The 26,538-nt window shown below is 54.7% G+C and carries 17 protein-coding genes and 1 pseudogene; 8 read left to right on the top strand and 10 right to left on the bottom strand.

The features are described from left to right. Positions 1-19 precede the first annotated feature (19 nt). Entirely contained in the window at positions 20-1,339 is a 1,320-nt protein-coding gene (locus tag GS646_RS14230) for an ABC transporter substrate-binding protein (RefSeq protein WP_171186543.1), read from the bottom strand. 399 nt (positions 1,340-1,738) lie between these two features. Here GS646_RS14230 and GS646_RS14225 point away from each other — a divergent pair, with 399 nt between their 5' ends. Further along, positions 1,739-2,518, top strand: a complete 780-nt coding sequence (locus tag GS646_RS14225) for an MOSC domain-containing protein (protein WP_171186541.1) — start codon at positions 1,739-1,741, stop codon at positions 2,516-2,518. A 392-nt stretch (positions 2,519-2,910) separates the two neighbouring features. Here the strand turns inward: GS646_RS14225 and GS646_RS14220 are convergent, their stop codons facing one another. Both GS646_RS14220 and GS646_RS14215 read right to left on the bottom strand, forming a co-directional pair. After that, a complete protein-coding gene (locus GS646_RS14220; RefSeq protein WP_371732087.1) occupies positions 2,911-4,278 on the bottom strand; it encodes a sensor histidine kinase in 1,368 nt (455 codons plus the stop codon). Continuing rightward, the gene (locus GS646_RS14215; RefSeq protein WP_171186539.1) at positions 4,275-4,943 is read right to left on the bottom strand and encodes a response regulator transcription factor; all 669 of its coding nucleotides are present in this window, start codon (positions 4,941-4,943) and stop codon (positions 4,275-4,277) included. Before GS646_RS14215 ends, GS646_RS14220 begins: the two co-directional genes overlap by 4 nt. Positions 4,944-5,082: 139 nt before the next feature. Here GS646_RS14215 and GS646_RS14210 point away from each other — a divergent pair, with 139 nt between their 5' ends. The 5 genes from GS646_RS14210 (at position 5,083) to GS646_RS14190 (ending at position 10,725) form a co-directional block, all read left to right on the top strand. Further along, positions 5,083-6,171: a tricarboxylate transporter gene (locus GS646_RS14210; protein WP_171096714.1), complete on the top strand. Its 1,089-nt coding sequence runs from the start codon at positions 5,083-5,085 to the stop codon at positions 6,169-6,171. 81 nt (positions 6,172-6,252) lie between these two features. Then, on the top strand, positions 6,253-8,283 hold the full coding sequence (locus tag GS646_RS14205; RefSeq protein ID WP_171186537.1) for a tripartite tricarboxylate transporter permease: 2,031 nt from the start codon (positions 6,253-6,255) through the stop codon (positions 8,281-8,283). Between the two features lie 88 nt (positions 8,284-8,371). Beyond that, a complete protein-coding gene (locus tag GS646_RS14200; RefSeq protein ID WP_171186535.1) occupies positions 8,372-9,460 on the top strand; it encodes a 4-oxalomesaconate tautomerase in 1,089 nt (362 codons plus the stop codon). A gap of 51 nt (positions 9,461-9,511) precedes the next feature. Continuing rightward, positions 9,512-9,748, top strand: coding sequence for a hypothetical protein (locus GS646_RS14195; protein ID WP_171186533.1), 237 nt, complete (start codon positions 9,512-9,514; stop codon positions 9,746-9,748). Continuing rightward, entirely contained in the window at positions 9,745-10,725 is a 981-nt protein-coding gene (locus GS646_RS14190; RefSeq protein ID WP_171186531.1) for a D-2-hydroxyacid dehydrogenase family protein, read from the top strand. Before GS646_RS14195 ends, GS646_RS14190 begins: the two co-directional genes overlap by 4 nt. A 382-nt stretch (positions 10,726-11,107) precedes the next feature. Here the strand turns inward: GS646_RS14190 and glyA are convergent, their stop codons facing one another. Continuing rightward, entirely contained in the window at positions 11,108-12,418 is a 1,311-nt protein-coding gene (gene glyA, locus GS646_RS14185) for a serine hydroxymethyltransferase (protein WP_171647749.1), read from the bottom strand. Positions 12,419-12,518: 100 nt separating this feature from the next. Here glyA and GS646_RS14180 point away from each other — a divergent pair, with 100 nt between their 5' ends. Further along, the gene (locus tag GS646_RS14180) at positions 12,519-13,406 is read left to right on the top strand and encodes a LysR family transcriptional regulator (RefSeq protein WP_171186527.1); all 888 of its coding nucleotides are present in this window, start codon (positions 12,519-12,521) and stop codon (positions 13,404-13,406) included. 114 nt (positions 13,407-13,520) lie between these two features. On the opposite strand, the pseudogene GS646_RS22925 reads toward GS646_RS14180, so the two are convergent. The 6 genes and pseudogenes from GS646_RS22925 to GS646_RS14155 all read right to left on the bottom strand — a co-directional run. Next, a pseudogene (locus GS646_RS22925) lies at positions 13,521-13,853 on the bottom strand (integrase); the annotation flags it as partial. Between the two features lie 125 nt (positions 13,854-13,978). After that, positions 13,979-17,353 (bottom strand): D-Ala-D-Ala carboxypeptidase family metallohydrolase, encoded by a 3,375-nt coding sequence (locus GS646_RS14175; protein WP_171647751.1) that lies wholly within the window; start codon positions 17,351-17,353, stop codon positions 13,979-13,981. A gap of 30 nt (positions 17,354-17,383) precedes the next feature. Further along, entirely contained in the window at positions 17,384-19,588 is a 2,205-nt protein-coding gene (locus tag GS646_RS14170) for a C1 family peptidase (protein ID WP_171647753.1), read from the bottom strand. Between the two features lie 125 nt (positions 19,589-19,713). Further along, entirely contained in the window at positions 19,714-20,961 is a 1,248-nt protein-coding gene (locus tag GS646_RS14165; RefSeq protein ID WP_171186522.1) for a hypothetical protein, read from the bottom strand. Beyond that, entirely contained in the window at positions 20,958-22,979 is a 2,022-nt protein-coding gene (locus GS646_RS14160; RefSeq protein ID WP_171186520.1) for a hypothetical protein, read from the bottom strand. Before GS646_RS14160 ends, GS646_RS14165 begins: the two co-directional genes overlap by 4 nt. A gap of 866 nt (positions 22,980-23,845) precedes the next feature. Continuing rightward, complete coding sequence (locus GS646_RS14155; protein WP_171186518.1) at positions 23,846-25,534, bottom strand: winged helix-turn-helix domain-containing tetratricopeptide repeat protein; 1,689 nt, start codon at positions 25,532-25,534, stop codon at positions 23,846-23,848. 93 nt (positions 25,535-25,627) lie between these two features. Between GS646_RS14155 and GS646_RS14150 the strand changes: the two genes are divergently transcribed. Then, entirely contained in the window at positions 25,628-26,101 is a 474-nt protein-coding gene (locus tag GS646_RS14150; RefSeq protein WP_171186516.1) for an SRPBCC family protein, read from the top strand. Positions 26,102-26,538: the final 437 nt, after the last annotated feature.

The following is a 26,538-nucleotide window of genomic DNA, read 5'->3' as shown; positions in this document are numbered from 1 at the left end:
GCTCCTGCCTGTGTCCGGACTACAGTTTACCTTCGTCTTCGAAGACTTCCGTCCAATCTTCGATCAGAAGATCAAGCGCTTCTTGAGCGGTACCTTGGTCTGCGACCACGTAGTCGTGGATGCGTTTCTGCATGGCCAGCAGGAGTTCCGCATAGGCAGGCTCTTGCCAGAAATCCTGAACTCCAGCCATTGCTTCAAGGAAGTCACCGGCAAACGGTTGGCTGTCCACGAAACCAGGATCTTCCAGCACAGAGTTATGAGCCGAGTAGCCGCCGAGCTCCCACCATTTGGCCTGCACTTCTGGCTGTGCGAACCACTTGATGTATTCAAGGGCGGCGTCCTGTTTGTCAGAGTAGCTGACAACAGAAATGCCTTGTCCGCCAAGCGTTGAACCTGCCTGGTTTTGTGGTGGGTTTACAAAGAAGTCGATCTTGTCACCGCCGGTATTGGGGTCGGCATAGAGACCTGGGAAGAACGCAAACCAGTTCATCGCCATGGCGACCTGACCGGACTTAAAGGCATCCAGGCTCTCACCCATGTAAGAGTTGGTATATCCCGGAGGTGTCGCCGTTTTGTAGAATTCCTTGTAGAACTCCAGAGCTTCAACAGCTTCCGGTGAGTTTACAGCTCCTTCCATGTCATATGAGCCCGGGGTGTTTTCGTATTTGAAACCCCATGGATACAGCGCTCCGGTCACACCCATGGTGATCCCTTCCGAGCCGCGCTCGGTAAAGATTGCTGCACCGTAGACAGTCTTGCCGTCGATTTCACGACCCTGAAAGAACTGGGCGATCTGCAACAACTCTTTCTGAGACTGAGGTTCACGTAGGTCCTGACCAGTCGCCTCCTTGTATGCAGCTTGGATTTCGGGGTTTTCAAACCAGTCCTTGCGATAGAACCAGCCGTTTGCATCGCCCATCGCAGGCAGCGCGTAGTAGTTTGGTGTACCTTTGGGCCAGGTCGAGTAAGCGTAAACAGTGGCCGGTGCGAAATCGTCCATGCTGATGCCTTCAGCATCGAAGAAGTCGTTCAGCTGGACATAATGACCATTCTCAGCGCCGCCGCCGATCCATTGGCTGTCACCGATCAGTAGGTCGCAGAGCTTACCCCCAGAGTTCAGCTCGTTCAGCATACGGTCCGCAAAATTTGGCCACGGAACAAATTCGAAGTTCATCGTGTGGCCGGATTCTGCTTCGAATTCTTTTGATAGTTCGACAAGCGCGTTGGCCGGGTCCCATGCAGCCCAACATAGCGTCAGATCTTCAGCATTTGCCTTGGTAGAAAGAGTAGTAGCGGCAAGGACTATTGCGCTGGCCGAGGCCAGTTTTGTGTAAGTCATCCATTCCTCCCTTTTTGCGCCGTCAATCGAGGATGTGCGAATCGCGGCATACCTCCAAGGCTATTTGAGGTACGCACCTCAAGTCCAGAAATTTTTGAGGTTCGTACCTCAAATGAGCAGGGAATTTCGTTGATCTTGTCGTCTTAACCTATGATTTTAATAGAAATTGTTTGTTTTCTTTGATGCGCATCTATTTTCAGCAGCAAGGTTTTAAATTGCCATATCGACAAAAACTGGCGCGGCCCACTTTGGCGGCCATCATGGTACCAACACGTTTAGCGAACCCGCTGCTGAAGCACTCACAGATTATTTGGTCGATACCTAGGAGAATTGGAGATAGCTTCAAACAGCACGCACCACCCGGGATCGTGCATAACTCGTTTGGTCAGTTGCAAACTTATGAAAACTCTCTCTATCCTCAGATTGAACCGCTACCCAATAAAAGGCTTGAGCGCCGAGCCCATGCAAACTGTAACGCTGCGTGCAGGAGATGGCATTCCAGGTGACCGTCTGTTCGGATTTGCTCGATACAACTCCGGTTTCGACTTGCAGAACCCGCAGCCGCTCCCGAAAGAACGATTTGTCGTTTTGCTGAATGAGGCTGCATTGGCAGGTATTCAGACGAATTTTGATATTGAGACTCAAGTTCTTGCGATCAAAGCAAACGGCAAAACACGTAGCTTTAAAATGTTAGCAGCAGAAGATCGGAGAAATGCGTCAAATTTCCTTTCTTCCGAGATCGGCTTAAGAGATCCCGAACCGCCAAATTTCGTTTCGTCTGCTCCTCATCGGTTTACAGATGTTTCCGTCGTATCATCTAAAATGATGAATGCGATATCCGTTTTAAATCTGGCGTCTGTTGAGAAATTGGGTGAACAACTTAGTGCGGAAATCCACCCAGCACGCTTCCGGGCGAATATTGAGATAGACGGCTTACCCCCGTTTTCTGAGCTGGACGCAGTTGGTTCAGTTCTTAGATTTGGCGATGTCGAGTTAAAGATACTTTCACGTACGAAAAGGTGTGCGGCCACTGATGTGAACCCGGATACGGCCGAGCGGGACTTGAGGATACCCTATCTAATTCGGAAGTTGATGGGACATACGGACATGGGTGTCTATGTCGAGGTGGCTAAAGGCGGAACGCTGAGCGTCGGCCAAACTGGGGAAATGTTAAGTTAATTGTTACTCACCCCGCCAACTCCGACACAAGAACAGTTTAGGAGCATTCGTTGGTTTATTTTTACAAACCCACAACCGGACGCGATCCGTGGTAGATCGCGTATCAAGCAGCTTTGAAGTGTACTAAAGCTTACTTTCAAAATCCAATTTAGGACTGCTCCTCCGATCCGCCATGCCCTCCCAAAACGTCAACTCGACGCTGACCAAAGCATCCTAGCACAATATGCTGCGCTTGCTCCAAGGTCGGCTGTGAGCCCATTTTGACGAATTCTGCGCCTCGTACAAAAGGCCGTAGTCCGTGGAAACCAGAACTTCTACTACAAACGGTAAGAATGGCTTTTTTTGCGATTGGCTCTGGGTTTTAAATTAGATCTCGAAATAATTTTTTAAATTTACAGAGCAACCGGAAACTTAAGCGTAATGCTCGCTCCTCTTTCGACTCGGTTGATTAAGACTGATCCCCCGTGGCGCTGCGCAACTGCAGAGACGATAGACAGCCCTAATCCGCTACCTTCGGAATACTCCAACTGCGAAAACCGACTAAATGCTGCTTCGCTATGGTCGGGCGAAAGGCCCGCTCCGTCATCGGCCACGGTCAAATTTACGTGTTCGTCGACACAGCGCAGCACAACTGAAATACGGCTCAACTTAGGGCCACCGTGTTTGATTGCGTTGTCCAACAGGTTCTTTATAGCCTCAATTAGGAATATCCGATCACCGGATACCGTGACCGCCGTCTCAGGTATCGTGACATCAAACTCGATACCTTTTGCAAGAATTTGAACGCCCATATCCATGCAGGCCTCTTCGACAACCGAGCGGAAATCAATATCAGACATATGATCTTGGTGCGTCGGCTGCCTGAGCCTTTCAAGTGACAACAGCTGTTCGGCCACTGTTGCTGAGTTTTTTGCCGCTACCACAAGCTCTGAGATGCGTTTTTCTCGATCGTCGTCCGTTTTCGCGTTCTGCAGCGCTTCGGCCATCGATTGCACGGCTGCCGCCGGATTTCGCAGCTGATGTGCTGCTTCGGATATAAACACCTGATGGGCATTTATACTTTTTTCAACCTGCCCAAACAGCCGGTTCAAGGTTCTGACAACACCTTGAACTTCGACCGGGACAGGTCGCTTGATTTCACTGAGATCATCCGGTGAACGCAGGTCGATCGCGTCCTGCAAATCCAACAAGGGCCTCAGGCCGCGAGCGACCCCGAACCATACCACAATGGCGAGAGTGGCCAGCAGAATTCCCATCAGAATTCCTGCGCGTAATGACAGTTCATTGGCGAACGCGTTGCGATCCGCCATTCGTTGCCAAACTGTGACCGTCGCATCTCCGATAAGATTTTCTAAAGTCACCCGTTCTGTCATTTTCAGAACGCGCACCGGTTCCTCACGGTAGAGTGCCTCGAAAAAAAACGGCTCGTACGCGTCTTGGACAAACGGGGTCGAGGACGCAGGAGGATACGCATAGCCTGTCACGTAGATGCCACCCGGACCCGTTACATGATAGAATATCTCCCCACCGGACGCATCGCGGATCAAGCTGCGTGTTGTGGGCGACAGAGCGTCACCGCCTGAGATCGCAACATCTCGCGAAATTGCAAGACCAGCAGATAGGAGGCTGTCGTCAAACAACTCCTGGGCTGTTTTCTGCGCGATCATGAAGCGCCAAAGTCCAAGCAGAACCGCAAGTAGCACCAAGGGGGTTAGGATAAGAATAAAAAGCCTTAGCCTGAGCGAGCCGTGATTGATCACTTCTGCACCTCAAGCAGGTATCCCAGGCCACGGGCTGTTTTTATTCTAATACCCAAATTCTGAAGACGTTTTCTCAGCCGCGACACATGAGGCTCGACGGCTGAGGCCTCGACATCGGCCCCTACGCCATAGACATAATCTGTAAGCTGGCCCTTGGGAACAATTCTGCCCCTGCGTTCCAACAAGCATTCAAGTACTGCAATTTCCCGCCGCGGAATATCCAAAACCTCGCCCTGTACACTGACCTGACGCGCAGCGCGGTCGAAATCTAACTTGCCAACGCTCTCTTTTGCTTCGTAGTCGAGATCTTTGCGTCGAGAAAGCGCTCGGATACGTGCTTCCAACTCGTCCATTTCGAATGGCTTAACCAGATAATCATCGGCTCCCATGTCCAACCCCGAAACCCGGTCGCTTGTTTCGGCACGCGCAGTAAGCAGGATCACTGGTACACCGTCGCCACGGTTGCGAAGAGATTTCAGGATCTCCAGCCCTGACTGTCCGGGTAAATTGATATCCAGAACAACCAAATCGGCGCCTTCTTGCGCAAGATACACGTCAGCCTCTTCGCCATCCGCAAGCACTTCTGCTGCATGACCACGGTCACGCAGGCGGTAAGCGATGGCATTGGCGAGGGTCTCGTTGTCTTCGACGATGACGATCCGCATCGGGTCTCCTGCAAGTTTCGCGCAAGGTTGGCGCTCCATGATTGCCAGATGGGAGGGGGAATCAACCCCACAGTTCTATTTACGATCACGGTGGCGCAGAGGGCGCTGGCGTGGTTGTCTGGTCAACAGGGAGGAACCAATGGCCATTTCCAACTTCACCCGTCGCGCCGTCGTGGGGCTGATCGCCGCCGCCGGAATCGCCGCACCTGCCGCTGCCGAGGTCGATTTCTCGGGCAAGACTGTTGAATGGGTGATCCCGTTCTCGGAAACGGGCGGGTCTGCCAAATGGGCCAATTTCTTTGCGCCGCTTCTTTCCGAAGCATTACCGGGTCAACCGACTGTTGTCGTGAAATTCATGCCGGGCGCTGGTTCGACCAAAGGCGCAAACTGGTTCCAAGAACAAAGCCATGACGATGGCACGCTGCTGTTTGGTACCTCTGGCTCTACCCAGTTCCCATATCTGCTAAGCGATCCACGCGTTCGCTATGAATACAATGACTGGATTCCGGTCATGGCGTCGGGAACAGGTGGTGTTGCCTATCTGAACGCCGAAGACGGAGCAAAGTTCGATGGCTCCGCCAATGCGCTGAAAGACACCAACTTCATCTACGGTTCGCAGGGTGCGACGCGTCTTGACCTTGTACCGCTGTTGGCCTGGCAAATGCTTGGCATGAATGTCGAGCCGGTCTTCGGCATCAAGGGTCGCGGAGACGGTCGTCTGATGTTCGAACGGGGCGAAGCCAATATCGATTATCAGACTTCGTCCGGCTATCTGGGTGGTTCCGCCCCGCTGGTTGAATCCGGTCAGGCTGTGCCGATGATGACATGGGGCGCACTGGACGCCGATGGCAACATCGTTCGTGACCCGACCTTCCCGGACATTCCGACCTTCAAAGAGGTCTGCGAGGCGACCGATGGCTGCGAAACAAGCGGTGAGGCATGGGATGCGTGGAAAGCGTTCTTTGTAGCCGGGTTCCCGGTCCAGAAGCTGGCCTTCCTGCCCGGTGATACACCTCAGGAAGTAGTCGACGCATACACCGCTGCGTTCCAGGCTGTGACCGAGCGCGGCGACTTTGCTGACATTTCCTCGAAGCGCGTGGGTAAGTATCCGGTGTTTGTAGGTGACGGTTCCAAGTCGGCGCTGCAAACCGCGACAAACGTCGACGACAACGCCAAGGCCTATGTCCTGAACTGGCTGAAAGAAGCCTACGGTGTCGAGCTGAACTAAGCCGACCATTCACAGCGCGTGCCCAAAGCAAAGGGCGCGCGCTTTTTGAACCCTACCAAAATTGAATGAAAGGCGGCCGCTATGGAGGTTTTCGCCACCGCTCTTCCTGCGCTCAGTGACGCGTGGGGTCTGATCCTGCAACCCATCGTACTGGGGTATCTTATCCTCGGCGTCGTAATGGGGCTGGCCGTGGGCGTTTTTCCCGGGCTAGGAGGCATTGCCGGATTGTCCCTGCTGTTGCCTTTCATGTTTGGAATGGACCCGATCCTTGGGCTAGCGCTGATGATCGGTATGGTCGCCGTTGTTCCGACCTCTGACACCTTCGCGTCGGTTCTAATGGGCATCCCCGGCAGCTCTGCCTCGCAGGCCACCGTGCTGGACGGCTTCCCAATGGCTAAAAATGGCGAAGCAGCCCGCGCGTTGTCGGCCGCCTTCGCCTCATCGCTGTTTGGTGGGCTTGTCGGTGCAACTTTCCTGACCATGTTCATTCTGGTCGCGCGGCCCATCGTACTGGCCTTCGGATTGCCCGAGATGCTGATGATCACCATCCTGGGCCTGTCGATGGTTGCCATTCTGGCGGGGCGCATCCCATTGAAAGGTGTTGCTGCAGCCGGATTGGGGCTGATGGTCGGCACCATCGGAGAGGCCGACGCGGGCGGCTCCTTGCGTATGGCGACCTATGACATTCCCTATCTAACGGACGGTCTGAAACTGGTCATCGTGGGTTTGGGCATCTTTGCCGTTCCCGAAATCGTCTCACTGCTGCGGCAGGATCGATCTATCGCCAAAGGTGCCTCGCTGGGTGCCGGTTGGTTTGATGGGGTCAAAGACTGGGCCGCAAACATATGGCTTTCGGTTCGCTGTTCGATAATCGGGGTGGTCGTTGGCGTCATTCCCGGCCTCGGTGGCTCGGTCGTAGACTGGATTGCTTATGGCCACTCGGTGCAATCCACGAAAGACAAAAGCAAATTCGGCAAAGGCGAAGTGCGCGGTGTCATTGGGCCGGAAAGCTCGAACAACGCCAAGGAAGGCGGCGGGCTGGTGCCGACGCTGCTGTTCGGCATCCCGGGCTCCGGCTCGATGGCGATCTTCATCGGCGCGGTGGCTCTGTTGGGGTCGGGTGATATCGAAGTCGGTCCGAGCATGCTCAAGGACAACCTCGACATCACCTACTCGATCGTCTGGCTGCTGGCGCTGGCCAACGTGGTCGGCACCATCCTATGCATCGCAGCCTCGGGCGGGATCGCCAAGCTGACCACGATCCGTTTCACCTATCTGGCCCCGTTCCTTTTCATGTTGATTAGTTTCGCGGCCTTCCAGTCCGGACAAAACTTCGAAGACCTTCTGGCCCTATTCGTGATTGGCCTGATCGGCATCTTTCTGCGCCGTTTCGACTGGTCGCGCCCGGCCTTTCTGATTGGGTTCGTGCTGTCGAACCCGGTTGAGAAGTTCACCAACCAAGCTTTCCAGATCGCCTCATTCAGGTTCCGAAAGAGCTTTGCTGAAGGCATGGAGTATGTCTTCAGCCCCATCGTAATCGTTCTGATCATCGTCACTGTGGTGTCCGTAATTCTTGGCATTCGGCAGGCCAAAATGATCATGTCCGAGGGTGAAGTCCAATCTGGTAGCAAGCGCGCGCCGCTGGTCTTCCTGCTGGTGATCATGGCTTATCTGATCGTGGCGTTGATCAATGCCAACATGATCCCTGACTACAATATGACTGATAAGATCATCCCACTGGTGATCGGCGGCGTGTCTTTGTTCTGCTGCGTGATCCTGTTGATCCAGATGATGCGGCGACCCGAGGGGGACGCGATCTTTGCTGACAAGGAGCTTGCTGGCGAGGACGCGAACGCGCCGCATGGACTTTGGTCAACGCTCGCGTGGTTTGCAAGTCTGATCGCGGCCACTTGGGTTGTGGGCTTCATCCTCGCCCTGATCGGGTTCCTGATCGCATTCTTCCGCATTCGCGCCGGGTCCAGCTGGCAGATGACCCTGATCCTGACCGCTTGCGGAGTCGGTTTCATGTGCTTCATGGCCGGGGCGTTGAACAGGGATTTCCCTCCGGGTCTGCTGCAAGACATGGTGACCCTGCCTTGGCCACTCAAGTAGGCGCACCACGATTACCCGGCCTGCCAATCTGGCGGTCCGGGCAGCGCTGAAATCAGAAATTTCAACGGTTCGTAAAGGAGGGTTCGAGATGACCCAGACAGCAATCCCGTATATTTTCATGCGCGGCGGCACTTCTCGCGGGCCTTACTTTCGTCGTTCTGATCTGCCAGAGGATTTAGAGACGTTGGCCGACGTGTTGGCTGCTGCCCTTGGGGCGGGTCAAGCGATTAACATCGATGGAATCGGTGGCGGTACAGCGGTGACGACTAAAGTTGCGATGCTTTCAGTCAGCGAGGATGACTGGGCCGATATCGATTATTTCTTCGCGCAGGTTTCGGTTGAGGAGAAATTGGTCGATTTTAAACCCACCTGTGGAAACATCCTTTCCGGAGTCGCTCCGGCTGCGATCGAGATGGGGTTGTTTAAGCCACAGGGCGATGAGACAGAAATTCGCATTCGCGCTGTAAACACGGGTGCGCGGGTCATCGCCCGAGTGCAGACCCCAGGTGGTGAACTGGCCTATGAGGGCGATGCGGAAATTGCTGGCGTTCCTGGCCAATCTGCGCCTGTGCAACTGAGTTTCATGGGTGTTGTAGGCTCGGCAACAGGCGCATTTCTACCTACTGGAAACCTGCGCGAAACAGTGCAGGGGATCGATTTGACCTGCATGGATGTTGCCATGCCAATGGTCATAGCGCAGGCCACAGAATTTGGCCTGACAGGGTATGAAAGCGCCGAAGAACTGGATGCCAACCGCGATTTCTTTGATCGTATGGAAGCGGTGCGGATCGAAGCCGGAAAGTTGATGGGTATGGGGGATGTATCAAAATCAGTGACCCCAAAATTCGGCCTCTTTGCGCCAGCCAAGGAAGGTGGAACCATTGCGGTTCGGTATTTTATGCCGTGGAAGACCCATCCAACAATGGCGGTCACCGGTGCGCAGTGTATGGCATCCTGCGCTTTGACGCCCGGCACGGTGGCTGACGGGCTATTGGATCGCCCCGATGCAAGCCCGGCGGAAGTTATATTGGAACACGCCTCGGGCAAGATCGACGTTTTGGTGGAATTCTCACATAATGGCGGGTTTAACGTAAACTCTGCCGGTTTGGTGCGGACGGCGCGAAAGCTGGCGGATGGACATGTCTATGTACCAGAATCTGTGTGGAACGGGAGTTGATATGGTAAACTCTATTTAGTATACTATGGTATACATTATGAGGGTGCCACGATGGACGACTATTCTGAATGTCTTGATATCGCGCGTCAGGAACTCAGGCTGGCGTGGTCGGCTCTGCGGAGGGACATCGCAGACTACCCGACGCCGATTGCCGGATGTGATGAGCAATTCAACTATTTGCTGGATCAACGCGAAAGGGTTCGCAACGCGCTTGAAGCACTGGACACATGTCATTTCGTGCCGACGCCAAGAAAACTGAGCACCGAGCAGGGTATAGAAAGTCGATGAAAGTGCACGTTCTGGATGATTGGTTTGACACGCTGCAGTGCCTGCCCTGTTTTGAAAAGCTTTCTGACCACGACGTGAAGATCTGGACAGATCATGTCGAGGATACCGACGAGTTGGCCGCACGCTTGCAGGAGGCCGAGGCGCTGGTTTTGTTTCGCGAACGCACCAAGATCACCCGCGATCTAGTTGAAAAACTCCCAAACCTGAAATTGATCAGCCAGCGCAGTGTCTACCCGCATGTAGATGTGCAGGCATGCTCGGATAACGGAGTGCTGCTTTGTTCGAACATGCATGGCGGGACGCCCTCCTATGCCGCAGCCGAACTGACATGGGCGCTGATCATGGCCGGGATGCGTGATTTGCCGGCTCAAATGGCTTCGGTCAAAGCGGGGCATTGGCAGGCCGGAGTTGGCAAAACCCTTAGGGGGCGGCAACTGGGGCTGTATGGATATGGCCGTATCGCTCGTGCGGTTGCCGGCTATGCCGAGGCATTCGGAATGAATGTTGTCTGGTGGTCCTCGGATGAAGGCCGGGCGCGCGCGAAGGCAGATGGTGTTCAGGTCGCTGAAAGCCGCGAGGCATTCTTTGCGCTAAGCGATGTAGTCTCGGTTCATGTGCGTCTGAAGTCAGACACTCACGGTATTATCACAGCGTCTGATTTCGCGCAGATGCGATCGGGGGCGCTGTTTGTAAACACATCCCGTGCAGGTCTTATCGTGAAGGATGCATTGCTTGAGGCTTTGAATGCCGGGCATCCCGGCAAGGCCGCAATTGATGTCTTTGACACAGAGCCACTTACCGACCCGAATGACCCGTTGCTTTCACATCCAAACCTGATTGCGACGCCGCATATTGGTTTTGTGACCGAGGATGAATTCGACCTGCAATTCTCTGACATTTTCGATCAGGTGAACGCCTATTCTGAAAACGCTCCCGTTCACATGATCAACCCCGAGGTTTGGACTAGCGCAAAATAAGGTTGGCGGCGATGGGCGCAAAGATGATTACCGGCAAAACTCTTGTCAGACTGTAAGTGATCACAAATCTAAGATTCGCCCCTGATACGTTGGTGATAATTCGCCTCAACAAATACCCACTTTGCCTAGCAAGCCGACATCGGTCCAATTGCAGAGAATGCTCGCGAAGTCCGCATTGCAGTCCTTCGCCGAACGGGTTTCGAATGGTACGATACTGCAAACACTTTATGATTAGTCAGATCAAAAGAAACTGCTAGCAGCGCTAAAGCGGTTTTATGCGAAGCGATCTCTGGTTGAGTTATGGCCGTTCTGTGGAACGATTATGAAAGGCTGCCTCGCGGACGAAGCAGACATCCGTTCTCCTGCGGCGACTACTACATTTCTAGCCGTGAACGAAGTGCACGCTCGCAAAGTGACGGCGCCAGTCCGCCACTTCGGCGGCGATATCGTCGCCCTTAAGACCGCGCGCAATTAGAGAAGCCAGTCTGTCGGCGTGATGCGACGTCATACCCCATCTTACCAACTCGGGTGTACCGATGCGCAGTCCATTCATGTCACCTTCGATTTCCGGCACCGGCAGGCCAATACCGCACGCCAGGAACCCGGCTTTGCGCAGGGTCTTGGATGCAGCCTGTCCACCGCCAAACCTTTCTGCCAGAACGGCGAACTGGTGAGATGCAGTAAAGCCCTCGCGACCTGCAAAAACTGGAACACCTTGCGCATCGAGACTCTCGGCCATTGCGCGGGACATTGCGATCATCTCGGCAGCGTAGTCCCGTCCGTAGTCGCGCCAATCAAGCATTGTCACGGCAAGTGCGGCTGACTTTGCGGCATCGAAATTTGCCGTCATGCCTGGGAATGCAATGGCATCCAGAGCCTTTGCGATCTCCGCATCGTTTGTAACGATCAGACCACCGGCCGGGCCGCCGAGGCTCTTATACGTGCTCATCGTCATGAAATGTGCGCCCTCGACCAACGGGTTGCGCCAGGCTTTTCCTGCGATGATCCCGCATTGGTGCGCGGCGTCAAACATCACTTTGGCACCGACTTCATCTGCAACGGCACGTACTTCTTTGACCGGGTGCTCAAAAAGGTTGAGACTGCCGCCTATCGTGATCAATTTGGGACGCTCCTCGCGCGCAAGCGTGCGGAGTTGGTCGAGATCAACGGTGTAGCCATCGGCATCGGTTGGTGCATCTATGGTTCGCAAACCAAACAGCCCGGCGCATCCTGCGATGTGATGCGTTACGTGCCCACCGATCGAGGCCGGTGGTGCGATGATCGTATCGCCAGCTTGGCAAGTGGTCATGAAACCATAGAGGTTCGCAATTGCACCGGAAGGTACGCGGATTTCTGCGAACTTTGCGTCGAAAACTTCCGCGCAAAGCTCCGCAGAGATGACCTCGATCTCTTCGATAGCTTCAAGACCCATCTCGTATTTTTCGCCCGGGTATCCAAGCGACGGGCGGGACCCAATTCCCGAAGACAGCAATGCTTCAGCTCTCGGGTTCATCACGTTGGTCGCAGGATTCAGGTTGAAGCATTCTTGCTCGTGGATTTCCCGGTTTCGGTGGGCTAAATGCTCAATCCGATCCAGCAGCGCCTTGGACGAGGTGCGTGACGTTTCGGTCGCGATCTTCTGGACCAGTGCTTCGCTGTCGGCTGGCACCCAGTTTCTCATTTCTATTGTCATCGCATTTCCCCTCTTGGCTGCACCCAGATTGGACAGATCGGAATGACAAGGCAAACCATTTTTGCTATTTCTGGGCGTAGAAAAACTAAGGCTGAGTTCTATGGCTGTTGCACCACGTCGTCCCAAGGGGCCACACCTTAATGCTCTGCGTGCCTTCGAGGCTGCGGCGAGGCTGGAAAGCTTCGTTTCCGCGGCCGAAGAGTTGGGCGTTACGGCCGGCGCGGTATCACAACATATAAAAGCTTTGGAAGTCTGGGCTGGCACTACCCTGTTTGAAAGAGGTGCCCACGGCGTTTCATTGTCCTCCTCTGGTCGCAAGCTAGCAGCAGAGTTCACACATGCCTTTGATCTTCTCGCGGCGGCGACGCAAAGTCTCCGAAACCTGGCCCCCAACCCTGATATCCACATTGCCGCTTTGCCCTCAATTGCGCAGCTATGGTTACCATCGCGATTGGGCAAACTGCGTGAGAAGCGTCCCGACCTGAATGTTTCGGTGACAGCATTGGAGAGCCCTCCCAGCCTATCGAGAGAACTATATGATCTGTCGGTCTTCTTTTCCGTCCCGGCTGGAACACCGGATCAGATTGTGCTGGCGAAAGACGAAATCCTTCCCGTTTGTTCACCGAAAATGGCAGATGTTCTCGATCTAGAGGCCGTGCAATTGCTGCACGATCAGACGTGGGAAGAAGACTGGTCTTTGTGGTCAGAGGCGACGGGTGTTTCAGTTGGTGATCCCCAAAAGGGGCCGCGATATTCGCTATACGCCCTTGCCGTAGAAGAAGCGAAGTCCGGCGCGGGTGTGCTTATGGGGCACAGTTGCCTGGTTGAGCAGGCGCTTCAGACTGGGCAACTCAAGAAAGTTTCATCTGAGAGTATCGGAACAGGTCGGGTGTTGGCCCTAGAGCTTCCACATAGATCGAGACGCCATCCTGAGATTGATGAAGTCGTTAGTCTACTTCGAGAGGAAGGATGGCACTCAGACGGATGAGGCTTGCTGAGATGGCGAGTGTGTCCGCGCTGGGCTTGAACCGCTCCACTGCTACGGTGCGATCTTGGGTCAGATCTGGATTGGCGAACGGCAAGTACCGCCCGCCAACATAGTTCAAACGTCGATTTGCTCGGCGATGTTCAACGCATCTTCAGGTTCGACACCAAGATATCTTATGGCGCTGTCAACCCTTGTGTGTCCGAGCGGCATTTGAACAGCCCTGAGATTTACGGTTTTGATTTCGATCTCCGCCGCCTTGGTCCGGCGCGGCGAATGGGTGCCGTAGCCGCTGGGTTCCCACCCAATCGCAGCGACTCTATCCCGCACAAGTCGGCCATATTGGCGAGTTGAGATATGTGGGCGGTCATGAAACCGCCTGGGAAAAATTAAACTGCGGCCTATCCTTTCCGGCGACTTGATCCCTGCGGAATTGGTGTCCCGCGTGTTGGGTGCCTTTTGGTTCGAGGTTTCAGAGATAGTCCTTCCCCAAAAAAGAGCCCGGCAAGAAGCCGGGCGAGATTGTGTCTGGGATCACCACACAGAAAGATCGTAGTTTAGGTGCAAGCTCAGACTTAGCTTAACGGGATATCTGCGATTAGCGATTTACGTGTATCTGCAAGCCGGGTCTTTACCAGTTCGCGCACGGCATCGTAGATCGTTGTGCTCAGCGACAGGTTTTGTGCGGCCAGCCAGTAATCGAGCTCATTTTTACCCCAGGCAACAAAGAGAATATTCTGCTTTTGATCCTTGTAAGTGAAGTTGAAGGCCCCAAGCGCAATGTTGATCACATCTCCGGCCGCCTCAGCGGCTCCAATCTGGAAATTGCCACCCTTCGTTTGCGAAGTTTCTAGGTCGAACAGTTTGATCTTTCCATCATCATTCGACAAACCGCGCAGGGCCTCGATCGCACTTTTGACAATCTCAAACTGATTTCCCGTTGCGACCTGGGCTAGAGTGGAAAGGATCACTTTGTCAAAGCTGCCACTCCCCTGCATTTTTTGACTGGTGGTAAAGGGTGCTTCTTCGCGGACCCAGCCAAGTAGGCTCAGTATCTCCATATACCGGGCAAACCACGCCTCGCGCTGATTGACCGGATCAAACTGACTGTCCGCAGCACGCTGCGCAAACAACGTTGACAGCAGTACGTCCTCTTTCTGGCCCGGCGTCAGGTTTTCGACAAAGGAAATGACGCTGGACGCGCTGACAGCGGCCGCAAGGGTTTGCTGCTTTTCTGCAAGCTCAGAACTGGGGTCAAAGGCGTTAGAGGACCGGACAACCGGATCGGAAAAAGCCGAGCTTGCGGTTTTGGACCGTCTTCCACGCATCGGGGCTAGTTCAAGGCTGTTCAGCATGGCCAGACGCTCGGTCAGGTTCCGCGGCCCTGCGGGTGCCATCAAGGTTGCGGCGGGCAATGCGCTGTTGCGGAAGGCGGGCGGCCAGGTGGCATTGGTCCCGCGCGTGTCGACATGGGTAAAGCTGTTATAGCGCCCAATCCCGCCTTTGAACAAATGCTCACGGTCGCGCAACACACGCAGCGCTTGCGCCACATCCGGGGCCGACATGCCCCGAACCTGAAAATCAAGCGCGGTGAACTTCATGTGCTGGCTGCCGCTGGCGCCACCTATGCACGCGTTATAGGCCGGTCCCCGATAGGCATTGGTTATCACGATGGGTTTGCCCAGACGTTCGCGCAGATGTTCCAGCACTCGGGCCGTTTCCGCGATATTGGTCCACAGCGCACGCGGCGGGTAGGTGTTCTTGCCCTGACAGTTGCCGCCGGGGGTGCTGTGGGCGCCGCCCAAAATCAGAAACTCGTCAGTGGAAAAATGCCTGAGGCCAAGGGACCGTATGAAGGCGTCGAAGTCGGCATAGTCAGCCCAGGTCAGCGCCGCTTGCGAATCCCGGAACCCCGCGCCGCGATGTTTGGCGGACAGGATTGCGTCTGCCTGTGCCTGATCAATCTGATCCGCTTCTTCACCGTCGCCTTCGGTTTCATCCTCGACCATGGGGGCTGGTACGGTCGGGGTGTGTATGGCACTTGCGGCCCCTCCGGGACGCAGGGTAAAGGGTCTGTCGCCAGTAAAGTCTGGGTCGGATACCAGCTTTTCAAACAGTTGTGGCGTCTGGCTGGGGCTGCCGATTTCGGCGTCTATTTCGGCCCGGAATGCACGGTAATCCCCCGGGAATCGTCCGTTGTTCCAGACTTTTAACAAGGCACCGGTAAATGCGCCATATTGCGCGCCGTCCATTGCAAACTGCTCATCCTTGCAGGCCCCCAGATTGAGAACCGAGGCCTTGACCGGCGTCGACAGTGGATTTGTCATCACGCTTTCTTTGAGGGCCGAGTAAGATCGCGATGCCTCGCGATAGACAGCCTCATGCGCGCGCCAGACCCGGTCTTCGACGTTGAGAGGCATCGCGCGCACCCCAAGCGGTGCATTGATCTGACGTCCGAACAACATGGAGGGACCCGCCGGGCCGAACCTGACCATCGATCCCGAGTGGCAGGTGTCGGGCACCATCAGAACCCGCACGCCCGCCCGGAATTCCGACCACAGCATGTAAAGCTCGTCATCGGCCAATTGGAAATCGTACAGGCACAGCGTTTCATCCATCTTGATGTCGCCATCATGATCTTCGTCCTGATTGAAATCGGGCAGGCGGCCGCCGTGGCCCGAAACCGTCATCAGGAACATGTCGCCGCCTTTCAGGTCACGCGCCGCGCGGCGGATCTGTTCGATCACGTTTTCCCGCGTCGCATCCGAGGTCAGCAGGCGGGTCGGGGTAAAGCCTTCGGCGGTTGCAAGCGTCTCCATCGCTTGCGCATCGGCTTCGCAGGCGGTCAATCGGCCGTCCCACCCGTCATAGTGATCGGGATCGACCGTATTCAGCCCGACATGCAGCGACATACCGTTTGGCTGGCCTCCGGCAATGACCGGCGGAGCGGCCATTGCCCGTGACAGTTCCGACGCCCTGCCAAACGGGCCGCTGATGACCATTGACGGGCCGCTGCGGGAATTGGCAAGAACCTCGATCTCGCGGCGGAATTTCTTTGCCACATCGCCATAGCCTTCGTCGGTCGGATGCAGGCCGTCATGCCAGCGGTGATCGCCCACTACGCCCCTGCAATCCAGATAGGTGACATGCGGCATCGCGTTTGCAAGCCGCCGCAGGCGGCGGTTGAAATTGTCCATCATCCGCGCCGCTATGGCTTTTTGCAAAGACCTGCTGCGGATGCCCCGGCTTTCCATCGGTTTGCCCAGCCAGCGGTCCTTGTTCGGCACCGGATAGTCGTAGCCGTGGCACAGTATCGAGACATGGGGGAATTTGGTCTGCACCTCACGGAACATGCGGCCGTAATGGTGCAGGGCATCGTCCAACAGGCGGTGGAAGGAAGGCAGCAGATAGTCTTCTGGCTGTAGTGCTGGATCGAACTCTTCCAGATGAGAGGCAAGCGCGCCACCGGCAACCAGATCGTTGCCACCGCCGGACAATAGCAGGATTTCCGCCCCTGTTGCCCGAAGGGCCGAGACATATTCACGTTTGTCCGCCATTCGCTTGAGCAAGTCGCCTGCTGCGCCCAGCGAAAACACGGCGTAGTCGTCCATAAGGTGATCAATCGTATCTTTCAGTAAAAGCGGGTACTGAAACCAGCTATCTCCTTCTGAAACGATGATCGGTCCGTCATACCCCTTTGACAGCGCCTTGCGGAACCGGGATTGCCGACGAAGGCGGGCGAACCAGTTGGCAGAATTCATCAAGGCCGCCGTGCGTTGGTCCGCATCGGCACCGCGCGGGGTCTGAACGGTGGACGGGTTGATCTTGAGCTGCGGCGCAAAAGCGCCCGAGGCATCCTGATCCACGGTGAAATACTGGGCCAGTTCGCTTTCTTCAATCGACGGGTCGGCCATTTTCGCCATAAGTTGTTCAACGGATATTTTTGCCATTCTCAGCGTCCTCCATGCTGATGCACCGGGTTACTTGCGTCGGTCCCGGATGGTTTTAAAAATGCTTTCAGTAATTGTGGGGTCCCGCATCAGGTCCGATTGCGTAACCGGATCACCGGATTCCGATTGCTTCGATATGCGGTTGAGTTGGAAAATTGCCGATTGGGCCGGAAAATCCCGATTGCCCGCAATGTCGGCCGCACCCAGAAAATCGCGATGCTGACCCCGCTGAACAGTACCGGTTTCCGACAGGACGTAGTTGGGATCTTCGAAGGCGTGCGCCACCAGATGCAGCAGCGGCTTGCTGTAACGGCCAAAGTGCAGGGTTTTCTCAAGGCTCGGGGCGGGCACGTAAATCCGACCCCGGATGCCTGACAGTTGCTTGTCCGACAAATCGACTCGCGGTGTGACGATTGGGGTTTGCGACCGGCTGGGTGATCGGTCCTTCCCGGTTTGCTCGCCATTCATCGCCTCAAGGCAAGGTGTCAGGTACCGGCTGGCGCGCCGAAGGCCGATGACCGGGTGAACCAGATGCAACGTATCGAACAGGGTCGTGGCATCGTGGTTTGAAAGAAGCTGCCGTTTGGCCGGTCTTTTCTTGTCCTCGGCAATCAACAATAGCATCTCGTGCACGACCAACGCGCCAGCGCCTTCACAGACCAAATGAATTTCGCACTGCGTTTGGTCCTTCAATGCAATCAGATCGCGCAGAAAGCAGGTTACATAGCCCGGCCAGTCATCGTCGGTTTGCGGTGGCTCGGTCGGGTGTTCGGTTGGGCCGCGCAGGGTTTTCTTTGCGCTGGTTTCGATTTCGCGCCAAAAAGCCCGGCCAATGCCGCGCACGCGCTCTTCGATCAGCGCATCCAGATGCTGGGCGCGCTCCCCGGCCTGCTGCGCGCAATCGTCAAAGAGAACGTCAAAAACCTCTAGCGAGGTTTCCGCGAAGCTATTGCACCAGAAAACGGAATAAGGATACAGTTCAAGGTCCTTGATTGCGCGTTTGCGCGACACAGCGGCATCAAAGGCGGGTTTTATCCCCTCCAGACTGCCGGGTATCCAGACCAGCACACCCTTGTAGGGCTGTTCCGACTTCGCAAGTTTTTTCCGTTTGGATTTCAGCGTGTCTTTCAGATAGGCGCAGGTTTTCGCCCAGCCAGAAGGAAACGAGGGATAGGATCCTGTCGATACATGCAGACCATCGTCCAGATGCATGAAATGGCCGACCAGTTCGAAGCAGGGTGTCGAACCGGATTGAATGGGTTGGTACAGCCGGTTTAACCCTTGTTCGCCGATAGAGACGTCAAAGGCCTTTGGTGCAGGCACACCAAGCCGCAGAACCCAAGCGTCAATGATGTTTTTTGCCCAATCGGCATAAGACCAAAGTGCGATGCCCGCTTGTCCACGGTACCCGCCCCAGTCCGAACCCCAGGAATTCAAAACATGAAACCCGTTGCTGTCATATCCTGTCAGAACCACCGCATGATATCCAATCAGGCCTTCTTTGGGGGGCCAAGGGATGATGCCTCCGTTGGCTGCTGTCACATTCAGCCACCCGTCATGGATTTGGGTCGAGACCAATACAGCCTCGGCCTGGTTGAGCGCCGAATGATAGTGGTTGAGCGATGATGCGAGGCGAAAATAGGCTCCTAACCCGATTTCACGCGCCTTTTTCGCCTGGGCGACAGACGGGTAGTAGGTTTGATTGTCTTTGCTTTGCGGGAAATAGCTTGTGCTTTGCCACCTGCTTTCTTCAGTGGCTTGAGTGTCCATGGGCCAGTCCAGACAGGCACCGTGATGGTAAAACCCCTTTATGGCAGAACGGAGCGAGCGTATGCCCGCGACTTCCTGCTGCTCGTTGTTGTCTGGGTAACGGTCATGGAAATAGGCCATCCTGTACAGCATGTCCGCGCTGGCGATATCCGTACGAAGTGTATCCCTTTTCTGCTCCAACTTGGTCTGTCCGTCAGGGCGGCGCAGCAATTGCAAACAGCGTTGAATGTCGATCAGAGCGGCCAGCGAATATCCGACGCAACGCTGTGTGTGCTTTTGATTGCGGACGCCAAAGATCGGCTGCCTCAAATCCGTGCCGGGGATGGGATCCGTTAGTTTGTGGTCAAGTGACACACTGTCCAAAAGGATGGACAGGCCAGGCACAAACAGTTGATCCCTCAAATCGACCCAGTCCTTGCGGACACCGCGCGCTGTAACAAACTTTTTGTCTATAGCACCAGACACAACTCTTTCTCCGATCATCTGAATGCAGAACGAGGACCTTGGCGGTCCGGGAAAATTCATTATCCCTACGAGGCAGCAGGGTTTTTATTCAAAACAGCCTGATAGATAGCGATAAATCTGCCGTTCTATTCCTCGGGATTCACGTCGCCGGTTGGTATGCTGTTAATTCTGAACAATGTTTCAAGGTATTGAGATTGCCGTCTTTCCCCGAACCGCCCGTTGAACATCTGTGCAATCGTGCCGTCGGTGAACATGGAATATAGCGCCAGCGTGAAATCCTCGGGGAAGCCGCTGTTTTCGTTGGAAAGAACTAAGGCATAGGGTTCGTAAGTCCCCTGGGAGGATCGCGTTTCATCTGCGGGGCAGTCATTGTCCGAGTTGTTGGCGCGATAGGCGTCGACCGACGCTCGAACCAGATCGACATCTCCGAAATAACGGTAAATCTTGCCGTTGCAGAACGCCTCGGTGGCCGAGGTATGGGATTCAAAAGCCTGTGTGCAAATGCCGATGGACGAAGGCGCCAATTCGGCGGCCTTGACAACTGACGGTCCGATGGTCGACCCGTCGAGGTATCCCCAAATTTCGAACTCAGGCTGTACCGGGTCCGGCTCCGGCCAGATTTGCGGAGGCCAAACTTTGCGCTTCTGATCTTCAGTAGAGTCTGGCAGCTCCAGATCAGTTGCCATGGCATTCAGGATAGCATCGCAGGCGGTTTTCCAGTCTATGCTTGGCTTTCTGCCAAACAACGACTTATCGGGTCTGCGCAGCCATTCCAAGCCGGTGGGGTTTTCACGCTTGTCACAAAAGACAGGGTCCAACCCCGGAAACTGAACGCATCGACGTTCCAGTTCTTTTGCAAGCTTTTCTCGAAAGACCCTTCTGGGATACCCCAGCTGAAAATACGACCCGTTTGCCAGATAAAGGATGGGTGAAAAAACAAACCGGTGCAGGCCTTCTCCTGTTTGTTCGTCATCTATTTCCGTGAAAGTCTGCATCCGTTTCAGGTTTACGGTGGTCGGATCGCATAACAGATCCACTGTCCCAATCTCGGCGGTGCATGAATCGTAATTTTCGTTCTCATTTGTGCAGTAACTGCCATTGGACAAAAGGTCCGACCGCTGCCCGGCCGAGATTGGCACCGTGTCGAACGGGCGATCTGAACGCACGAGCGCCTCAACACAGATGTCCCAGAAAAGCCCGCGGTACTTTTGGCTCTTTTTGTCTTTCCAGATAAAGGGCGGTACATCGGTGCGCGCACCCATGATGATGCTTCGATCCTCGTTTACAATGGTCTCAGGCTGGGTATCTTGTCCGACTGCAAGCGCAGGCAAGCAGATCAGGCTCAGCAGGGTGATCCGGGCAGTGGCTTTCATTTCTCAGCCCTCGCAACGTCAGAAGATATGCCGTCTGCGGTTTCTTTCGGGGCACGATAGAATGCACGACGGGTAAGAACCTCGGACAGGCAGAACATCACCAAAGCGGCCAGAACAACGGTATAAAGCGTCGCCCAGATCATCAGCCCGGCGTCAATGTGGTCGAACGGTCGCGGATAATCCTGAGACGCTGCCAGAAACGACAGATAGCGCATGACAGGGGTTATGATTAGCATCATGATCACACCAATTGCGACCCAGGCTAGACTGTTCAGAAACGACAGTTCACGCCAGGTTTTGGCATTCGATTTCAGCTGGTCGCTAGAGGGAAGCCCCTTCCGCTGTCTCTGCTCGTACCGCCCGGCATCCGTCCACAATCGTTGCCTGGCATCCAAAAGCACGATCACAAGCACCGCCAGACAGGCAGCCCGGAAGGAAATCGGGCCCATGTATTCAAACCGCCAGCGGATCGAGGTCATGAACTCTTCGAATGTCATGCGCCAGGCTTCTGCTTCGGTGGTTCGGGTTTCCGTGAGCCATATCTGCACGGCGATGTTCAATGCCGTAGAAACCAGGAAAGCAATCAAAAATAGGCTCAAGGCCTGCGGCAGCCATCGCGTCCAGTGGTTGGGATAGCGCATGTTTTCCCACTTTCTCTGGCCGTCCTCAGCGACCGAAGTCATGCGGACCCAGCGAATGGTGATCGCAACGATTGTAGCGATGCAGTAGGTGTTGAATGCATTGATCGAATACAGCCTGATTCTCCAATAGGTATCGCTGCTGAGCAAGCCCCAAGTCAGGTTGAATTCCGCTCGTCCCGGCCACAGTGCGGCCCAAGCGACCGTCCAGATCAGCACAATTGTCAGCGTCCAGAACAGCGCCAGATTGTTACCACGACGCTGCATCAGTGGTTCGGTCTTGTTTTTGTAAAGGACGTCTACGAATTGCCTCAATCTGGCCCGAGCGCGGCGCTGGCTTTCGGTCGGGGCAGGGCGCTGATCATAGGGTTGAATGACGTCCTGTTCGTCGTAAAGGGCGATCAGCACGCAGAAATCGCTGGCCAACTCATCAGCGGCGGTGGCCACGGCATCCCATCCTTCATGTGAAATATCGGGGCTGTTCGCGGCGCTGAACAACTCGTTCTTTCGGCGGCGCAGTTCATTTTCGATTTCCTCAAAACGGTTTTTGTCACCAGCTCCGGTAGTCCGCAGCTTTTCATCCAAAAACCAGGCCGACGCCACAAGGATGACTTCGATATTCAGAATGAAATCATCCAGATTGCCCAGAAAGGGCTTGGCCTTATTGTGCAGATCCATAACCCTTTTGCGTTCGGGTTCTGAAATCAGATATTCGCTGGAGTTGTCCTCTTCACCGTCCGTGAAAAACCGCAAAACCTTGGCGTTTGACCGCAATGCGTCCGAGGTATCGATGACCCAAGTCGGAATTCCTGCAACGCGATGCGCAAACATGCGCAACCATTCATCCACGCGAACCAGCGCCTTAATTGATGGCGCCAGCCCAACCATGACCAGGGCCAGCCCCATGGATACTTCGGGTGCGATATTAATGCCTGAACTAGTGTCCACAGGATCGGAGCTCACAGCGGGTTTAAGACTTTCTATCCAGAATTCGACGGCTGAAGTTCCCATCGGCGCAAAACCCGTCGTCAGTTCGGCTGGGGTATCTGACGCAGGGGACGTGCTTGTGGACGCTTCGGTTGGCAACGTGCTGGCCCCGATCTCGGGCAATAGGCTTTGACCGCCGATCAGAGGCAACAGGACCTCGGCATAGGCACACAGGATCAGATACAGGATGATCAGAGAAAGCGTGTAGATGAAATAGGCATATGTAACCTGCCGACGCGCGCGCAGTTTATCCGGCGTCAGGAACGAGACCAGCCGATCTAAGCGCTTGCCGGTCTCGTACGAAATCCGGTTAAAACGTTCATGGGAAAACGCGATAATTATGCCGACGCCAAAAATCAGCGCGACAATGTCGTGCATACCGTCCGTAGACATGATGTTACGTCGCTATCTTATCGGCACGATTCGCGTGAAGGATCGCACCCAACCTGAGAATGCACCGCAGATGGGGATGCCGCAAACAGCGAAGCGAGCAAAACAACAATTACCAAAGTTAATTTCACAGCAGCAACTCCGTTAAGTCGGAGAAATAAATATTGTTTAATTTAGCTAATAATGCTGATTCTTTCAACTTTTGATTGCGTGCCGCGAATTTTAACCAGATTGGAGTCAGTTTGTTTCACCTCGATGGGTTTTATTTTATAGTGTTTTCAAATGGCTAAAAAGGCATACGCTTTGCGGCAATTGGGGTCGATTTGGCAATGGGATAGATCGCCCGGGTTATTTATCCCAGGAATCAATGCATCCGCATGGTGTAAATCCTGCTGATATGGTCGTCACTTATGGAGTTGAATTGGTTTGCGCATGGCGTTCGCAATTGCCTATCAGGTCAGACCATCGAAAAATAGCAGCAAATAGGCATCGCGGCGTTTCGTTTAACCTGATTTCCCGTTTTGGAAAATCAGGGCTGATTTGCAGACCAGAAAGCGCTTTCCCCCTAACAGACAGGGGCGTTGGGCTTGTTGAAATCCCGCTGGCCCACAAACAGAAGCGGCTGGGCAATGCGCCGCCACCAATTGTAAACATTTAACTCTGTTGGGCGAAGTCTTACCAAGCGGGGCAAACCAGCACTTCGCTGCGTGTACAAAACCGGACCAGGTTGCCTGCAAGAGATTAGCCCAAAGATCGCATCGCTATCTTTATAACGAGCAATAAGGAACTTTAGGAGGGAACACCGCTGCTGTCGTAGACATTCCTTTGAGAGACGTCCACGGTCGCGATTCAACCCGTTCTAGTACGTCTTACTCTGGCAACCCAGCTTCACGCAGGTCGTTCAGCACGCGTTCCAAATCAGAAGCGACGACATATTTTCCTTCATAATTGTGAAGAACGTCCCGCAGGGAATATTCAGGATCGAAATTGATGAGTTGCCCGACCGCTTTTCTCGCCTCGTCTCGATCGCCCCGGCACATCTGGATAATTGCCAGCACACGATAGGCCATTGGAGGTATCTCGGACATGCCGTTCATGGTCTCGAGCGCATCGTCGCAATTTCGTGTGTGCCATTGTACCCAGGCAAGGTTCCATTTGATCCAGTCCTCATGGAGTGGGTCCAGGCGGACGACGCGCAGCATTAGTTGTTCGGCCTCTTCTGCTCGCCCGCCATAGGTCAGTGCTTCGGCAAGTGCTGCCATCGCGCTTGTGTCGTTGGGATTTAGTTCCAGTGCCTTTCGAAAGCGCGCCACCGACTTGTCCAGCGCACCTTCCTGAATATGCATGTAGGCCATCGCCGTATGCGCGTCATAATACTCCGGCGCGACCTGAACGGCTTTGCGCGCGTAGCGCCGTGCGGCATCCAGCTCAACAATCGGGTCCTCGTCCGTCCAACTCCAGCGGTATCTGTTGATATGAACAAACGTCAGCCCGACATACCCGTAGGGCTGCGTCGGATCAGCCTCGATCGCAGCCAGATTGGCCAGACGTGCTTTTTCATTGCCCTCAGGGGTAAAGGAAAAGAGATGTTGACGTGCCTTCCAATTCAAAAGCAAGGCGGTCAACTTCGCTTCGTCGGACTTGATCGCTTTCTGACCTTCGAAGTTGATGACTCGTTGTGCAACGGTCGCGACTGTTTTTTGCACGATCTCGTCCTGCATCGCAAAGACATCGCCAAGGTCGCTGTTGTAGACATTTGACCAAAGGCTGCGACCTTCAACGGCATCAATCAGCTGAACGGTGACGCGCAGCTGATCGCCGCTTTTTTGCTGACTGCCCTCCAGCAAGTAACGAACGCCAAGCGCACGGGATATTTGGCTGACATCAGTGGTGCTGTCGCGAAAGCTGAAGCTCGAGTTTCGGGCGATGACGAAGAGTTCGGAATAGCGGGACAAGTCCACGATAATGCCTTCAGCGATGGCATCGCTGAGGTAGTTGGCATCTGGGCCGACGCTAAGGTCTTGAAATGCCAGAACTGCAATGGATGGCTTGGAAGGCAAGGGCAGTTCTTCTGACGCAGTGTTCCGCCCCCACCCCAGACCCCAGACTGCACCAAGGGCCAGAACCATGACGCCAATGAGGCTGAAGACAGCAAGCCTAGGCCGATCGATGCGCGTGGCCGTTCGGCTCGCGGTTTCCGGCTGAAGCTCATCAGAAGAAATGGAGGTCGGAACCAATCTGTAGCCTTTCTTGGGAATGGTCCGGACGATCCTGTGATCGGCATCGTTCAGGGTCCTGCGGATGTCAGCGATACACTGCGAAAGGCTGTCGTCCGTAACCGCGGTCTTGGCCCAGATGTTCTCAATCAAATCGTCCTTTGAAACCGTCTCGCTCATTCGATCAATGAGGTAGGCCAGAACTTCGGAACTTTGACGACGCAGGTGAACCGGATTCCCGCGTCCATCTAGCAACTCCCCAGCCTCGACGGAAAACACAAAGGCTCCCAACTGTACCTTTCCTGATGATTTCAGATCTTTTTCAGGTCTTTCTCCAGACATTTCAGCCGCCTCCATGGCTCCATCAGCCTGCGAAGACTCTCACCCTGAGGCAAGAAATTTCTCATGCTTCTCAATTTTTGGAAAGGAAACACCATGACATCGATTGCCAGATTCTCAGTCACCGCCGCTGCCTTGCTTTGCGCGACGACAGCCTGGTCGGCGGATTTTCAGGTCAAACGCTCCCTTGAACTCCCGTCCTCAACACCAGGGGTTTGGCATATGATCGGCGACTTCTGCGATATTGATGATTGGCACCCCAATGTATCAGCATGTTCCCTGAAGGTCATGGATGGGTCGCTGGTTCGTGTCTTGAAGATGGATACCGGCGACCAGGTGACCCAAAAACGCATCGCACAAGAGGAAGGCCTTTCTTATACTTACGCGACGGTCAATGCCTCTTTGCCGATCGAGAGATATACGGCAACGTTGTCGATTCAGCCCGGGGAAAAGCTGCTCATTGAGTGGATTGCGAATTTCTCCTCCGATGATCCTGCGATGGAAAACGTTGTTGTAGACGAGGTCGAAACGGGATTGTCGGCGATAGGGAGCATGGTTGCGTCGCGCTGACATTGGAGGCGCAGGCTACAAGAGGAGTCAGGCGGAAGATGACAGAATTCCGACGCCTGACATTGCTAAGTGAATTTGTTTGACCAGATGGCAATTATGATCTGTTTCAAGAGCTGTATTGAAGGTTTGCCGAAGTCCGGACGCAATTTGGCCCCCAGCACGCAGTCTCGGTCCGTGAATTGCCCCCCTCGGCTTGCGGCGCCCTGCACGAACGGTGCCTTTTCACATTGCGGCGCGGCGCGAGTTTTCATGCGGTCGCAGAAAGATTTGTGCCGCTTGTGCACAGAGCAAAAGTCCAAGGCTTTTGCTTTGGGTCCGAAACAGACGTTCTACGCGCGCAGGATCAATGTTCGCGGCCGGAAAGATGTAAGTGATGGTGCGTGAGCTTCGCAGAGGAGCTGACCACTCACCCAGAGATCACGCCACATAACATCGGT

The sequence above is a fragment of the Ruegeria sp. HKCCD4315 genome, from assembly GCF_013112245.1.
In the GTDB taxonomy this organism is placed as follows: domain Bacteria; phylum Pseudomonadota; class Alphaproteobacteria; order Rhodobacterales; family Rhodobacteraceae; genus Ruegeria.
Note: the sequence above shows the minus strand (reverse complement) of the source record. Positions and strands in the feature narration are given on the sequence as shown.

Coding starts and splice junctions, on each gene's coding strand:
- GS646_RS14230 (WP_171186543.1), bottom strand. CDS start 1,339: ATGACTTACACAAAACTGGCCTCGGCCAGCGCAATAGTCCTTGCCGCT.
- GS646_RS14225 (WP_171186541.1), top strand. CDS start 1,739: ATGAAAACTCTCTCTATCCTCAGATTGAACCGCTACCCAATAAAAGGC.
- GS646_RS14215 (WP_171186539.1), bottom strand. CDS start 4,943: ATGCGGATCGTCATCGTCGAAGACAACGAGACCCTCGCCAATGCCATC.
- GS646_RS14210 (WP_171096714.1), top strand. CDS start 5,083: ATGGCCATTTCCAACTTCACCCGTCGCGCCGTCGTGGGGCTGATCGCC.
- GS646_RS14205 (WP_171186537.1), top strand. CDS start 6,253: ATGGAGGTTTTCGCCACCGCTCTTCCTGCGCTCAGTGACGCGTGGGGT.
- GS646_RS14200 (WP_171186535.1), top strand. CDS start 8,372: ATGACCCAGACAGCAATCCCGTATATTTTCATGCGCGGCGGCACTTCT.
- GS646_RS14195 (WP_171186533.1), top strand. CDS start 9,512: ATGGACGACTATTCTGAATGTCTTGATATCGCGCGTCAGGAACTCAGG.
- GS646_RS14190 (WP_171186531.1), top strand. CDS start 9,745: ATGAAAGTGCACGTTCTGGATGATTGGTTTGACACGCTGCAGTGCCTG.
- glyA (WP_171647749.1), bottom strand. CDS start 12,418: ATGACAATAGAAATGAGAAACTGGGTGCCAGCCGACAGCGAAGCACTG.
- GS646_RS14180 (WP_171186527.1), top strand. CDS start 12,519: ATGGCTGTTGCACCACGTCGTCCCAAGGGGCCACACCTTAATGCTCTG.
- GS646_RS14175 (WP_171647751.1), bottom strand. CDS start 17,353: ATGGCAAAAATATCCGTTGAACAACTTATGGCGAAAATGGCCGACCCG.
- GS646_RS14165 (WP_171186522.1), bottom strand. CDS start 20,961: ATGAAAGCCACTGCCCGGATCACCCTGCTGAGCCTGATCTGCTTGCCT.
- GS646_RS14160 (WP_171186520.1), bottom strand. CDS start 22,979: ATGTCTACGGACGGTATGCACGACATTGTCGCGCTGATTTTTGGCGTC.
- GS646_RS14155 (WP_171186518.1), bottom strand. CDS start 25,534: ATGTCTGGAGAAAGACCTGAAAAAGATCTGAAATCATCAGGAAAGGTA.
- GS646_RS14150 (WP_171186516.1), top strand. CDS start 25,628: ATGACATCGATTGCCAGATTCTCAGTCACCGCCGCTGCCTTGCTTTGC.